At 52.2% G+C, this 14295-nt stretch carries 10 protein-coding genes; 5 read left to right on the top strand and 5 right to left on the bottom strand.

Annotated elements, in window-relative coordinates:
• Nucleotides 1–5: 5 nt before the first annotated feature.
• Nucleotides 6–566: a PEP-CTERM sorting domain-containing protein gene (locus J0A65_RS07760; RefSeq protein ID WP_206593584.1), complete on the top strand. Its 561-nt coding sequence runs from the start codon at nt 6–8 to the stop codon at nt 564–566.
• A gap of 577 nt (nt 567–1143) precedes the next feature.
• Here J0A65_RS07760 and J0A65_RS07755 read toward each other — a convergent pair.
• The 5 genes from J0A65_RS07755 to J0A65_RS07735 all read right to left on the bottom strand — a co-directional run bounded on the left by J0A65_RS07755 (nt 1144) and on the right by J0A65_RS07735 (nt 8956).
• Nucleotides 1144–4224: a TonB-dependent receptor gene (locus J0A65_RS07755; protein WP_206593583.1), complete on the bottom strand. Its 3081-nt coding sequence runs from the start codon at nt 4222–4224 to the stop codon at nt 1144–1146.
• A gap of 371 nt (nt 4225–4595) precedes the next feature.
• Nucleotides 4596–5261 (bottom strand): GntR family transcriptional regulator, encoded by a 666-nt coding sequence (locus J0A65_RS07750; protein WP_206593631.1) that lies wholly within the window; start codon nt 5259–5261, stop codon nt 4596–4598.
• 229 nt (nt 5262–5490) lie between these two features.
• Nucleotides 5491–6978 (bottom strand): aldehyde dehydrogenase (NADP(+)), encoded by a 1488-nt coding sequence (locus J0A65_RS07745; protein WP_206593582.1) that lies wholly within the window; start codon nt 6976–6978, stop codon nt 5491–5493.
• Nucleotides 6979–7036: 58 nt separating this feature from the next.
• Complete coding sequence (locus tag J0A65_RS07740) at nt 7037–8038, bottom strand: 4-hydroxyproline epimerase (RefSeq protein ID WP_206593581.1); 1002 nt, start codon at nt 8036–8038, stop codon at nt 7037–7039.
• Nucleotides 8039–8041: 3 nt separating this feature from the next.
• Complete coding sequence (locus J0A65_RS07735; RefSeq protein WP_206593580.1) at nt 8042–8956, bottom strand: dihydrodipicolinate synthase family protein; 915 nt, start codon at nt 8954–8956, stop codon at nt 8042–8044.
• A gap of 88 nt (nt 8957–9044) precedes the next feature.
• Here J0A65_RS07735 and J0A65_RS07730 point away from each other — a divergent pair, with 88 nt between their 5' ends.
• The 4 genes from J0A65_RS07730 to J0A65_RS07715 all read left to right on the top strand — a co-directional run bounded on the left by J0A65_RS07730 (nt 9045) and on the right by J0A65_RS07715 (nt 14292).
• Nucleotides 9045–10070: a proline racemase family protein gene (locus tag J0A65_RS07730; protein ID WP_206593578.1), complete on the top strand. Its 1026-nt coding sequence runs from the start codon at nt 9045–9047 to the stop codon at nt 10068–10070.
• Nucleotides 10071–10074: 4 nt separating this feature from the next.
• Nucleotides 10075–11316: an NAD(P)/FAD-dependent oxidoreductase gene (locus tag J0A65_RS07725; protein WP_206593573.1), complete on the top strand. Its 1242-nt coding sequence runs from the start codon at nt 10075–10077 to the stop codon at nt 11314–11316.
• A 12-nt stretch (nt 11317–11328) separates the two neighbouring features.
• A complete protein-coding gene (locus J0A65_RS07720) occupies nt 11329–12552 on the top strand; it encodes a M24 family metallopeptidase (protein ID WP_206593571.1) in 1224 nt (407 codons plus the stop codon).
• Nucleotides 12553–13140: 588 nt separating this feature from the next.
• Nucleotides 13141–14292, top strand: a complete 1152-nt coding sequence (locus J0A65_RS07715) for a hypothetical protein (RefSeq protein WP_206593566.1) — start codon at nt 13141–13143, stop codon at nt 14290–14292.
• Nucleotides 14293–14295 lie beyond the last annotated feature (3 nt).

Genomic DNA, 14295 nt, shown 5'->3' with positions numbered 1-14295 from the left:
AAAAGATGAAAGCACTATTGATAACTATATTGCTGGCCTTTAGCTCGGCTGGTCAGGCGGCTTTGCTGACATGGCAAAGCGATCAGAACCCAGTGCAGGTCGGGGACAGCTTGAATGTGCAGCTGCGGGTCAGTGACTTTAACGAGTTACTCGGTGGCTTTTCCGGCCAGGTCAGTTATGCACTGGCCGGGCTGGAACTGACCGGCTGGCAGTTTGGCGACGGTTTTGACGACGGCCTTGGCTCGTTGCAAATGGACTCCCACAATGCACTGGCCGGTACCCTGACGCTGGATGACTATGCGGATCTGTTTGCCGACGCCTTAGTGATAGGGGCCAAACAAGGCACAGATTTTGTGCTGGCCACGTTGAGCTTTCGCGCCATCAGCGCGGGTTTGCACAGCATTGGCCTGGACAACCTGAGCCTGGTGAGTTTTGATAATCAGGACCTGCTGATGCCGCCGCTTTCTGGCCTGACCATTCAGGTACAAGACGCCGCCCAGGTACCGGTGCCAGCCACAATGCTGCTGCTGGCGAGTGGCTTATTACTGTTAAGAAGACGCCTGTAATCATGTCTGGCATGGCCTGCGGGCCATGCCTGTTATATAAGAAATAGCGGGCTAGCGGTTCGCCAACATATCCCCTTCTGTCTAATATTTCGACCCGCCGCTGAAACTCCCCTTTATGCCTGGCCACATATCCACAACCGCCTGGTGATGGCTGCTGCAGACGCTGTTTACTCAGACCTTCAAGCTTTCGACGGTATCCGCCACTTGCACGCAAGCCGCAAACAGCGAAAACCAGGTAGCGCAACCAACTATTTAATGCACAAACCAGCCTCAACCACTAATTCTGATTGGCAACTCCCCATCCTGAGTTATCAAAAAAGGCGCTGTATAATCATGCTGTTACGCCAGGCAAACAGATAGTGTTGATGAGAATGAAGCAAGCAAATGAGAGTGGTAACATCAGGATACATGGACGATTCGCCTGGTGGAGGGAAATGCGCACAAACGCGAAGCGCAAATTAAGTGCGTTTCAGGGCGAATACATCTCTGAGGATGGTAAAAAGGGCCATGCCAGGAGATTGAACATGGCCCTTGCGGGAAATAAACCAGGCTGCCCCGGTGTTTCAGTCAGGGAAAGTTAGAAATCGTATCGCACCGACAAGCGTACCGAACGCGGTGCCTGCCAGTTGGACGGCGTACGCCACAGGGCATTGTCATTGGCGGTCAAAGGCTGGCCGTCGGCCAGATCCTGAATTGACGAGGTTTCACCAATTTCACGTACATCTGTCACCCTGTCCCAGTTGAACGGGTTAAATACCGTTAAACTGAACTGTGTCTGACCACCAAACAGCTCCACAAAGTAGTTCAGCCCCAGATTCAAGGTCTGAATATTCTCGGTGCGGCCTGCAGTGCCACGGGGAACCGCTTGCTCATCCTTACGGAAGTATTCTGCATCCCAGCCCGGTAAATCCTCGTGGTAGCCAAAGTGGTTGATAGGCCGACCCGAGTAGAAGTTGTAATTGAAAGACGCGGTTAAATCTTCACTCAGTTCGTACACCCCCCACAGCTTAAAGTTGTGCGGTCGGTCATTGGGCAAACGACCGTAACCGTCCTCTACAATTTGCGGTTCGTCAAAGGCGCGGGTCCAGCCAGGGTCGCGCTGACCGTTATCCGAACGCACCAACCCTTCGGTATTACCCTCAGAGCGACTCCAGGTGTAGGACCCGGCAATATGGAATTGCTCGGTCACTTCGCCGTCAAAGGTAAAAGTCAGGGCGTGGTATTTACGTTTTGCCTCGGGGTAACCCAGATAGGCGGCAGGAATGGTTTCCTGAGTCAGCGTACCGTCGCCATTGAAATCTTCCCAAATGGTCAGGTCCTGACCGGGATTGAGCAAACGGGCCGAACCACCGTTCCATACCTGCCCTGCCACGTCGGCAAAACCGCTGCAGTCCTTGTTATTATCGGCACACCATTGCAACACACCCCAGCCGCCTTCACCGGCGAAACCATCCACTTGTGAGTCTTCAATGGAACGCACCAAATCCCGATAGGTGTAGGTGACGCCAAGCAACCAGTTGTCATCCAGCACCACTTCATAGCCCAGGTTATAGCCATCCAGATACATAGGTTTAAGGTCAGCATCGGCAAAAATCTGACCGGGCCGGACATTACCGTCACCCACGATCTGCACGCCCTGAATCGGGCCGGTGTTCAATTGGCCGTTATCTAGGTTGGCGGTGCGGAAGGTACGAATATCAAACTCTGGTGCGACGAAGCGCTCACTTACCCGCAATGCCACAGGCTGATAGTAACGGCCATAGTTAAAGAAGACTTTCTGGTTGCCGTCAATATCATAGTTAAGCTCTAACCGGGGCGCCCATTGGTTGTCCATATCTATCCATTTATCACCATTATTGGTGGTATTGGAAAAGGCTTCGTTGCGCACACCAAAGGTTGCAACCAACTGGTCGGTCACCTGCCACTTATCCTGAACATAGTAAGCAGAGAATTTACCGTCTATATCGGCTTTCTTGGTAAATTCACGGGTATACAGATAGTCACCGGCAGGCATGGTAAATTCGCCATCCACACAGGCATTCCCCAGCGAACACCAACGGGTGCGGTCGGTGGATGCGCGCCACAATTCCATGGTCGAATAGTGCTTGGACAGACCAAATTCATCCAGGTCGTCAGGGCCGTGGCCGTGGTTGTCGATTTTGGCGTTGATATCATCCTGCTCATAGCCAAACGACAGGGTATGGTCATCGGTTATCACCCAGTCAAAGTCGACCCTGAAGGTATCCCGGGTGTCTTCCTCCAGCCTGGCATAGCTACCAAAAGTATCAGTGGCTAGTGCACAACTGCCGGTGCGACAGTCATACAAACTATTCTGATCCGAGGTGCCCAAACGGCCATCGTTGGTGGTTTTCATTCTGCCGTAGTTAGCGATTACTGACAGGTCGTCGGTTAAGTAACCTGTGTAATTAACAATGGTCAGCTTGTTATCGATTTCAAAGGTGCGGTCCAAGCCATCAATATCCACCACCAGGTCGCCCCGGCCGGTTTGCGCCGACCATTGGTACTGATAGTCTGTGGTATCACGCTGGGCATCCAGGTGCATCAGGGTCAGGCTGTGGTTTTCAGTGACCTGCCAGTCCAGGTTAACGAACAGCGAATCTTTATCCACGTCACGTGAAGTGAAGGTGGTGTCTCCTTCACCGGCATCGGCCCATTCATATTTGTTTCTGGCCGGAGCATAAAGCACATAGAAAAACGCCTTATCCTGAATAATCGGGCCACTGGCATACAGGCTGTATTCCATCAGGTCGCTGCTGTCTTCTGAGTGGCGGGCATGGTTATACCAACCCTCACCATTGCGGTCGGTATAGTTAAAATCTGGCTTGGTGCCGCCCATACCACCGGGTTCCCAGTCCAGTTTCACACCGAAGCGGAATTCGTTATCACCGGTTTTAGACACCATATTGGTGACGCCGCCCACCGTGCGACCATAGCGCGCGGGAATACCACCATTGATCACCTGAATCTGGTCGACTATTTCCCAGGGAAACTCAGAGATAATTGCGTTATAACGAATATCGGTGATATTAAAGCCATTCAGGTAGTAGCCATTTTCTGCCACCGAGCCACCAGCCGAGCTGACCAGACGGCCGTCAGAACCACCAATCCCGGAGAAAATATCGCTATCGCCAACGGCATTGCCGGGTGCCAGGGTCGCCACATCCGTCAAATTCTCACCTATGGCCATAGTAGACAAATCTACCGCACTGAAACTGACCCCTTGTTGCGAGCCCTGAAAGTCAATCTTGGCCACCGCACTGCCTGAGATCTGAATGACTTCCATACTGCTGTCGGCCAGGTTGACTTCACCCAGATCGGCAGCACTGCCCAGGGTAATTTCCACTTTACTCACCGACGCGCTTTGGTAGCCGTCTTTACTAATAGTGACGGTATAGCTGCCAACGGGTAGGCCCTTAATACTGAATTCGCCATCTGCATTGGTGGTGGTTTTACGCACGATCCCTTTACTGTCGTGCACCAGGGTAATTTGTGCATTGGCCAGGTCTGTGCCCTTGGCCATCACTGCACCGCGCATTTCACCATAGGTGTCGCTGGCGGCCTGCGCGAGTGGGGTACAAAGACAGCTCGCCACCGCGGCGGCCAGCATGCTGCGTTGCCATCTTGTTTGCTTGTTCATCTGGGTTTCCCTTGTTGTTGTTTGTTAGCCGATTTAACCGGCCCAGCTGATGATAAAACGAACACAACAAAGAATTCAATATATTGTATACAATATATTGAATTCTTTGTTTACATTGCACACATTAAGAATCCAGGGATTTACCGTTAAACAGGCACAAAGCAGACTCATGATGCAACCAACCTAACGTTGGAAAATCACCAGTATCCAGATCAAGGATTTAACACTTGGAATAGCCAGACTTAGCAGACAGGAACGAGAGATGACTTATGGAGTGAAGACCAATGAATGGTCAAAATTTTAGTGTATTGAACCATACATAAAAGCCAGTTAACGCAACTGGCCGTTGCGACCCATACAGCCTAGTGCGCTTAGCTCTTCGCTTCCATTTTCAGCAGTAGCGCTTTGATATCATCTTTAGCACTAATGATGTGCTTTTTTAGGAAGTTACAGGCCTTCTTACTGTCTCCAGCTTGGCATAACGCAAGTAATTCTTTATGTTCATCCGGCGCAGTTTTAAGCCCGCCAGCCAACATAATGTGCATACGTACGTAACGCTCGGAGTTCTTGTTCAGCATGCTTACCAATTCTTCCGTCTGTGGTCGCTGAGCCCGGCAATACAACTTGGCATGGAAACGGGTATTCAGATTACCCGTAGCCAAATGACTGTTGCCATTGTCCATGGCCTTTTGCAGCTCATCGAGCAATGACTGAGCCTCTTTAAAATCCTGCTCAGTCAACTTACTGATGGAATACTTCAGCAGCTCTGCTTCCAACAAGGCTCGTAGCTCGAATATCTCATCCACCTGGGCAGCAGATAGTTCGGTTGCTGTAGCACCCTTATGTGCCACAAAAGTAACTAAACCCTCGGCTTCTAGCTGTAACAAGGCCTCTCTGACCGGGATACGACTGACATTGAGCTCTTCCGCCAATGCAGCTTGACGCAAGGACTCCCCAGCCTTAATTTCGCAATTTAGGATCTTCTCTCTTACAGCTTCCACCACCAATTGCGTTCGGGTTTTGTGTTCTATCACTATGATGGCTCCTGATTGCATACCGCATACATTATACCGATCATAGATTCAAGCGCCAGAGGCGACGCTATCACATATTGATTAACTGCCATTCCCTGGCAGCATATTTCGGCGGCGAGCTACGAGCTACGTAGTTCTCAGAATCGCTCCGCGTCCATTAGATACAACCAAGTGAATCTGACTACAGTCAGACTTTATTGCATCTACCTTTGTCCAACTAACGTCACTCCTGTCAGGATGCGTTCTGCACACAAAGCGGGCGTAAAAAGCGCTGCATTGCCTGCAGCCCCACCGAAGTGGAGCGCACATCGGTTGAGGCCGGATAAGGGCCCCCATGGTTCATGGCCGCACACACCTCAACACCGGTTGGCATCTGATTATAAATAAGCCGCCCGACTTTATAGCTTAACGCCTCCACTACTTCATCAGCCTGGGCAATATCCCCGGCACTGCCATGCACACTGGCGGTGAGTTGCCCCTCCAGCGACGCAATCAGCGCTAACAGTTGTGCCTGATCCTGGTAACTGACCATCAGGGCGCAAGGGCCAAACACCTCCTGCTGCAATTGCGGATTGGCCAGAAAATCTGCCGCGCTAACGGCAAAAACCATGGCCTGAGCATGATATGACTGCTGCAAGGACCCCAAGCCAAGCTGCTGCAAGCGGCTATTCATGGCCAACGACTGGGTCTGACTTTGGTAAGTACGCAGAATACCTGGCGTCAGCAAGGTATCTGACGGCTGCTCTGCCAGAAACGCCTTAACCCTTGCGGCAAATGCTGCATTGTCCTGCGGCACCAGCCACAGACCCGGACTGGTACAGAACTGACCATTGCCCATGAGTAACGACTGGCAAAGCTGCTCAGCCAGAGCCTTGCCCCGCTCGGCTATCTGCTCAGGTAACAGCACCTGCGGATTAACACTGCCAAGCTCGGCATATAAAGGAATGGGCTGCTCACGTTCAGAAATAGTACGCTGTAAATGCCTGGCCACCGCCAAAGAGCCGGTGAATCCCACAGCCTGAATATGTGGGTCGGCCACCAACTGATGAGCCAAGTCCACCTGATTGGTTTGTAGTAAGGAAAATACCCCAGGTGGCATACCGCAGGTTTCAATGGCCCTGGCAATGGCCAGGGCCATTAATTCGCTGGTGCCGGGGTGAGCCGGATGACCTTTTACCACCACAGGGCAACCGGCCGCCAGTGCTGCCGCCGTATCGCCGCCCAACGTAGAAAAGGCATAAGGAAAGTTTGACGCGCCAAATACCGCCACCGGCCCCAGGGGCAGTTGAGTCAAGGTAAACGCTGGTTTGGGCAAAGGTTGGCAATTCGGCTCAGCCTGTTCTTGCAACACCACTGAGCTGTCTTGTAAATGGCTGGCAAATGCGCGCAACTGTCCCATCGTGCGGCCACGCTCCCCCGTCAGTCTGGCCATAGGCAGATTGGTTTCTTCGTGGGTCAGGGTAAGCAGCGCGTCACCCAGTCCTGCAATTTCATCTGCAATGGCACATAAAAAGGCCGCGCGCTGGGCCGCTGACGTGCGCCGGTAGGCTAAAAACGCTTGCTGGGCGGCGCTGCAGGCCAATTTTGTTTGCTCAGCACTGGCATTAAAAAACACCTGTTGCATCGGTTCATTACGCGCAGGGTTAAAGGCATAAAATACCGTCTGGCTTTCTTCCCCCAGCCATTTGCCTGCAATCAGACTTTTACCTGTTAAGTTCATGTCGTTCTCCTCTGATTTGTTTCCTTCCTGAAACGGCCCGGATCCCTCTGATGGCACCCTAAATAACTTGAAATCCCAGCGCATAAGGGTCGCTGTCATCCACATAGATGCAGTTTTGCCCGGTGGCCCTGGCCCAGCCGCGAATGCTGGGTAGAATTGCCGGGTAATTGCCAACCTGACTCAGCCCCTCTACCCGCCCGACAAACTGACTGCCGATATAGCTTTCGTGCACAAAGTCTTCGCCCACCCGCAGCTTACCTTTGGCATACAGCTGCGCCATTCTGGCGCTGGTGCCGGTGCCGCAAGGGGACCGATCAATGGCCTTGTCGCCATAAAACACTGCATTGGCAGCATGAGAGCCAGGGGTTTTCGGCTGCCCGGTCCAGAGCAAATGGGACGCCCCGCATACCGTGACATCCTGCGGATGAATACAGTCCAGTTGCTGATTAATCGCCTGTCTGACCAACGGGCTGAAGTGCAGGACTTGCGCCGCCGACCAGTGCTGAATGCCGGGAAAATTCGCCTGTGGTTCAACAATAATGTAAAAGTTGCCGCCGTAGGCGATATCCACTGTCAGCTCGCCCAGGCCAGGTACATTCACCTGAATATCCTGGTAGGCCAGATAAGCCGGGACATTATAAATCCGCACCCACTCCACCTTATCGCCCTGCTGCTGATACTCCACCCGAATCTGCCCAGCGGGTACATCCAGCAGCAGTTGCCCGGCCACTTTAGGTGTCAGCAACCCCTGCTCCAGGGCAAAGGTAACAGTGCCGATAGTGCCGTGTCCGCACATAGGCAAACAGCCAGAGGTCTCAATAAACAGGATGGCGGCATCAGCATCTTCGCTCACCGGCGGATACAGAAACGAGCCGGACATCATGTCGTGGCCTTTGGGCTCAAACATCAGAGCCTGGCGGATCCAATCATAATGGGCCAGAAAGTCCTGGCGCTTGTCACTCATGGTCTGCCCTTTTAGATTGGGATGACCGCTGGTCACCAGTCTGACCGGATTACCGCAGGTGTGGCCGTCGATGCAGAAAAACGTCCCTTTACGCATATATCAGTCCAGGTTGAATTTGCTAAGGTCGATACGGTTTTGCATGGCGGTATCGAACATGGCCTGAATGCGCTGTTTTTCATCCTGTGGCAGTGGCAGTCTGGGCGCACGCACATGCTCAACACCGCGACCAGCCAGTTGCTCGGCAAATTTAATGCATTGCACCAGGGTGGGTATGGTATCCAGACGCAGCAGCGGCAGGAACCAGCGCCAGATCTCCAGCGCTTCGGCATAGCGACCGGCCTTGGCCAGTTTATAAATAGCCACAGATTCACGGGGGAACACATTGGTCAGACCGGAAATCCAGCCCACCGCGCCCAGCATCAGGCTTTCCAGAGCGATATCGTCTACGCCGCTGAAGACGGTAAAACGATTTTCAAAAGCATTAAACAGCTCGGTGATACGACGTGTATCAGCGGTGGACTCCTTAACCGCCACAATATTCTGCTCTTCGGCCAATATCCCCATGCCTTCAATACCAATATCCACTCCGTAAGTGACCGGGTTGTTGTAGATCATAATCGGCAGCACGGTATTACGGGCAACCTGCTGATAGTGATGAATGGCTTCACGTTCGGTGGAGCGATACACCATGCCAGGCAGAACCATCACGCCATCGACCCCGATTTTCTCGGCATCCTGGCAAAACTCCATGGCAAAACGGGTGGTGGTTTCGGCCACACCGCTAATCAGCGGCACACGGCCATTAATTACTTCTTTGGCGGCGCGCAATACCGTGCGTTTTTCATCGGCGCGCAGTGAGCAGTTTTCGCCGACCGTACCGCAGGCAATGATGCCGTTTACCCCGTCTTTAATCAGCTCATCCAACATACGTTGGGTACTGTCGATATTAATGGAGTCGTCGCTATTAAATTGTGTGGTGACGGCGGGATACACGCCCTGCCAGTTGATAGACATAGTGAATTACCTCTGCTGGTGAAAATTTCTTGCATCATATGTATTTTGTATACAATATTCAATATATCGATTTTCAGCAAGGATCTTTATGCAAGTCCGCCCCGAAAACCTGCGCGGCTACCCACAGTTGCATTGCCTGGACCTACATACCGCAGGTGAACCCTTGCGTATTGTGTTGTCCGGCTACCCATCTATCCCTGGCAATAGCATGCTGGCCAAACGTCGTTATCTGATGGCCAACCTGGATCATCTGCGCCAGCTATTGATGTATGAGCCCAGGGGCCATGCGGATATGTACGGGGCGCTGATAACCGAGCCGGTCAGCGGGGATGGCGATATGGGCGTGTTGTTTATGCACAATGAAGGCTATTCCAGCATGTGCGGCCATGGCATTCTGGCCCTGGTGACGGCACTAGCCGAAACCGGTGCAATCTCGCTGACCCATCCGGCCACAGTGCGCATCGATGCACCGGCCGGGCGTATTCAGGCTTATGCAGAAATGCAACAGGATAAGCTGCATGTCAGCTTTGATTGCGTGCCCTCGTTTGTCGAAGCTACCCACCAGTATATTGAGCTGCCCGGCGTTGGCCGGGTGGACTACGATATTGCCTTTGGCGGTGCCTACTATGCTTACGTTGATGCCGATAAACTAGGGCTGGACTGCAGCGTGGCCAATGCCAGGCAGTTGATAGACTTAGGCCGCCGCCTGAAGCAGGCTATTATGCCCAGGCATCAGCTAATACACCCTGAAGAAGCCGACTTAGGTTTTTTGTATGGAGTGATTTTCACCTCTGATAAGGTTGAACATTCAACCAGCCACTCGCGGCACGTTTGCATCTTTGCCGACGGTGAGTTGGATCGCTCCCCCACCGGTACCGGCGTCAGTGGCCGGGCCGCGCTGCTGAGGTACAAAGCCGCCTGGAGCGGCAGCGCACCGATTCAGATTGAAAGCATTATTGGTAGCACCATGTCGGTGAGTATCAGCCATGAGCAGATCTTCGGGCCGTTCCAGGCCGTGATCCCCAGGGTGTCTGGCCGGGCTTATATCACCGGCGAGCACCGCTTTATGCTGCATGCGCAAGATCCCTTTCCACAAGGCTTTTTTATCAGGTAATCCCATGCAACAGCCGCAAACAATCGCCGTTATCGGCGCTGGTGTTATCGGTATTTGCTGCGCCTTGTCGCTGCAAAAACAAGGTTTCGCCGTGACCTTAATTGACCGCAAAGGTATTGCCAAAGAATGCTCTTACGGCAATGCCGGGCATTTTGCCACCGAACAGGTCTTCCCGCTGGCGGATAAACGGTTGCTGATGCAACTGCCGTCTATGTTACTCAATCCCACCGGTCCGTTGCGAATTCGCTGGTCTTATCTGCTGCGCGCCATGCCCTGGTTTATGCGCTTTGCCTGGAATATGCGCAGCCAGCGCTTTCGTCGCCATACTCAGGCGCTTAAAGCCCTTAACCAGCTGGCCCTGCCTGCTTATGATGCCTTATTGGCCGATGCCGGTTTAGTCCACCTGCTTAAAAAGAACGGCAGTCTGCTGACCTTTGAAGACACCAAGCCCGAGCAGATTAAGCGGGAATTTGAGGCATTTAAGGCCGAAGGGGTGAAACTGCAATGGCTGGACCGCCAGCAAGCTCTGGCCCTGGAGCCGGCATTGTCGGAACGGGTGCAATCAGCATTTTTCTTTGAAGAAGTGGGGCACAGCCTCGACCCGGAACACTTATGTCTGAGCCTGGCTAAACACTTTATCGCCCTTGGCGGCAGGTTATTGGAACAGGATGTACTGGCACTTGAACATCATCAGCATGGCGTTAAAGTGCGCAGCCAAGCTGGTAGCCAGGAGTTTAACAAAGCACTGCTCTGCGCTGGCGCCTGGTCGAAAAAATTACTGGCCCCCCTTCGCTATAAAGTGCCGCTGGATACCGAACGCGGATATCACCTGATGCTGCCAGTCGACAACCCCATCAGTCGGCCAGTGGCCTCTGCGGAGCGTAAATTTATTATGACTCCCATGAGCGGCGGTTTGCGTCTGGCCGGCACGGTAGAATTTGCCGGTTTGGAGCGGGAAATGGATAATCGGCGGGCCGATTGCCTACTGCCGCACGCCAAGGCGCTATTGAAGGACTTGCCCGATACCCAGATGGGCAGCCGCTGGATGGGTATGCGTCCGTCGCTGCCGGACTCCTTGCCGGTGCTGGGTCAGGCACCCAACCACCCGCATTTGTACCTGGCCTTTGGTCACCAGCATTTAGGACTAACCCAGGGCGCCGTTACGGCCAGGTTACTCACGCAACTGGTGGCAGGCCAACAGCCCGACATTAATATGCAGCCTTATTGCATCAGTCGTTTTAACTGACAGGAGAAAAACATGTTTAATACACCAGGTATCGGTGGAAAAACGCCGGAACAAGCGCTGGCCACCTTATCGGATATGACCACCGACCTGCAGCCTATCGGCATCCAGGAATTTCATGCCCGTATCGCCAAGGCTCAGGCTTATATGCAGGCCAATGACATAGATGCCATTTATCTGAATGCCGGTACCAATCTGATGTATTTCACTGGCCTGCGCTGGTACGCCAGCGAACGCATGGTGGGCGCTATCCTGCCAGCCAAGGGCGAGCTGGAATTTATTGCCCCCTACTTTGAAATTGGCAGCCTGAATGACTTTATGCAGATACCCGGCAAGATTAACCCCTGGCATGAACATGAATCGCCTTATGCACTGTTTCTTCAGGTATTGGAGAACATGGGTATTCAGGCCCAAGCTACCATCAGTATCGATGAAAGCGCGCAGTTTTTTATTTTTGATGGTATCAACCAGTTACAGCAGGGCTTAACTCTGATCAACGCCAAAGCGGTGACGGCTCACTGTAGAATGCGTAAATCCCCGGCCGAGATTGCCCTGATGCAACGCGCCATGGATATGACACTTGCAGTGCATAAGGCCGCAGCCAGTATTCTGTGCGAAGGTATCAGTACCACAGAAGTCGAGCAGTTTATTCATCAGGCGCATAAGCAGGTTGGCGCGCCGGGCTCGTATTTCTGTATTGTGCTGTTTGGTGTGGCCACCTCCTTTCCTCATGGGGTAAAGCATGCCCAGCATCTGAAACAAGGCGATATGGTGCTAATTGATACCGGCTGTAAGGTGCATGACTACCTGTCGGACATTACCCGCACTTATGTGTTTGGCGAGGCCAGTGCCCGTCAGCGCGAGCTATGGCTTGCCGAGCAGCAGGCCCAGGCCGCCGCGTTTAACGCCGCCAAACTGGGCGTGGCTTGTGAAGAGGTAGACAAAGCAGCCAGACAGGCGCTGGCACAAAGTGGTCTGGGCCCGGACTACCAGTTGCCGGGTTTGCCCCATCGTACCGGCCATGGCATTGGCATGGATATTCATGAATGGCCTTATCTGGTCGGTGGTAACACCCTGCCGCTAGCACCGGGCATGTGCTTTTCCAATGAACCAATGATTGTCGCCCCCAATGAATTTGGAGTGCGCCTGGAAGATCATTTCTATATGACAGAACAAGGCCCACGCTGGTTTACAAAGCCCAGCCACAGCATAGATGACCCGTTTGGCCTGAATGGCTAATAGAGCCTCTGTACAGACGAAGATATCAGCAGGAGCAATGTATTCATGTGTTTAACGAATGTTGAGAAAAGAAACTAATTTCTTGCATGCAGGACAGAGCGGGAACTGGCCTTAATGCATGCCATTAGCAAACATTTTTCACACCCTGAACATGATGCCCAGTTAATATTGCAGTCACTTGAACAGGGTCGGTTAGAAAGGGCTAACGCGGCGTATGCGCAATTTATTGAACGCTCTCCAGAGCATAACTATGATAGCGAATTGAAAGGTAAATTAACCGAGTAAATCTGCTACCAAAGCAATTCTGCTGAACAAGACAAGTTAGGCAACTCGCTGGCCTTACAATGCCGGGCAAAAGATAACACTCAGGGACGGCGGTGATGCTTCTCGGCGCGACTTGTCTGTTCGCGCTGTGAAGATTTTCTACATCTTTTTCAGGTCGTTGCAAAAGGCACTTTACCTACGATAAACCGACACCGCTTTTGATAAACAGATCATCGGCAAACTCATCTCTTTCACTTCGCTTGCCCTGTGCAAAAAACACACTACCCTATTACTTTCGAGCAAAAAAGCAGGCTGAGATTGCACATGAGAGAAATGGAAGTCGCCCTGGCGATCGCCCTGTGTTTTCTGATTTTTTCTACTATCTCATCCATGATTCTGGAAGTGCTCTATCGGTTTAAGAAGACCCGATACAGAGGGCTCAAATTGATGTTGAAGGACTTTTATGAGTCTGAACTCACACCGTTACTGCACCACAAATTGACCAAAGCCGCTGATTTTTCAGACGATTTTGTCAAACATATACTTAGGTTGAACAAAGAAAACCACGCCTTATCTACCAGTCAGTTTATTCAGAGACTGGCTACCAGCGAGATCGCCGCACAAATAGCCAATAGAACCACCGCGGAAGTGCACATACTGATCAACGACATCGTCCGACGTTACGAGGATTACGGAAGCGCCTTTTCTCACAGATTCAAACAGTTCGCCGAGCGGGACAATCTGATTATCGGAGTAGCTGCCGCCATCTTGCTGAATGTCAATGTGATAGCCATGACTAAGACCTTTCTGGACAACAGAGGCCTCACAGAATCGCTGGTATCTCGATCTGAAGCGATTCTGGAAAGTGCTCAGGCCCAGCAAGAGAGAATGCAGCACCTCGATAAAGATGCAGAAGATGCAGAGGCATTCCAAGCAGCAGTGGAAAGGCTCAAACAAACCGTTGAGGAGTCAAAAGGATTGGACTTGCCTGTAGGCTGGTCAAGAAATGTCCTGCAATACTTTGAACAAACCGCGGCTGGATTGATGTGCTCGACACCAGACACAGAATCCCAAACGCCACCAACGCAACAACCTTCAGCCAATCCACCAGGCGATCGCTTAGCAGCTCCCCAGCCCTATACCAATTGCAAGTCTAGCGCACAAAAAGTCGGTTTTTGGGGATTTGCCGGGATGGCCTGGCTATTTTCAACAGTAATCACGGGGTTGCTTGTCGGCCTGGGCGGCCCGTTCTGGTTTGATGTGGTTAAACGCATCAGTCTGTTTCGCAACACACTCAGCAATTTTGCCACAGGAAAAAACACCACGACTGACAGCAAAACCGACGAGCAAGTTGCAAAGGACTACCTGGCATTGTTTACCAACGCCAATCTTGCGGCGAATATGATAAAAGACCCACCAACCACAGTTAAGCCACCCGCCCCAAGCAGTATCAGGTTAGGCAAAATCGTCAGATAAAGG

The organism is Bowmanella yangjiangensis, assembly GCF_017255015.1.
GTDB classification, from domain to species: Bacteria; Pseudomonadota; Gammaproteobacteria; order Enterobacterales; family Alteromonadaceae; genus Bowmanella; species Bowmanella yangjiangensis.
This window is presented reverse-complemented; position numbering and strand designations above follow the sequence as displayed.

What these genes read in the sequence shown, in the direction of transcription:
- J0A65_RS07760 (WP_206593584.1), top strand. Translation starts at nt 6, where the DNA reads ATGAAAGCACTATTGATAACTATATTGCTGGCCTTTAGCTCGGCTGGT.
- J0A65_RS07755 (WP_206593583.1), bottom strand. Translation starts at nt 4,224, where the DNA reads ATGAACAAGCAAACAAGATGGCAACGCAGCATGCTGGCCGCCGCGGTG.
- J0A65_RS07745 (WP_206593582.1), bottom strand. Translation starts at nt 6,978, where the DNA reads ATGAACTTAACAGGTAAAAGTCTGATTGCAGGCAAATGGCTGGGGGAA.
- J0A65_RS07740 (WP_206593581.1), bottom strand. Translation starts at nt 8,038, where the DNA reads ATGCGTAAAGGGACGTTTTTCTGCATCGACGGCCACACCTGCGGTAAT.
- J0A65_RS07735 (WP_206593580.1), bottom strand. Translation starts at nt 8,956, where the DNA reads ATGTCTATCAACTGGCAGGGCGTGTATCCCGCCGTCACCACACAATTT.
- J0A65_RS07730 (WP_206593578.1), top strand. Translation starts at nt 9,045, where the DNA reads ATGCAAGTCCGCCCCGAAAACCTGCGCGGCTACCCACAGTTGCATTGC.
- J0A65_RS07725 (WP_206593573.1), top strand. Translation starts at nt 10,075, where the DNA reads ATGCAACAGCCGCAAACAATCGCCGTTATCGGCGCTGGTGTTATCGGT.
- J0A65_RS07720 (WP_206593571.1), top strand. Translation starts at nt 11,329, where the DNA reads ATGTTTAATACACCAGGTATCGGTGGAAAAACGCCGGAACAAGCGCTG.
- J0A65_RS07715 (WP_206593566.1), top strand. Translation starts at nt 13,141, where the DNA reads ATGAGAGAAATGGAAGTCGCCCTGGCGATCGCCCTGTGTTTTCTGATT.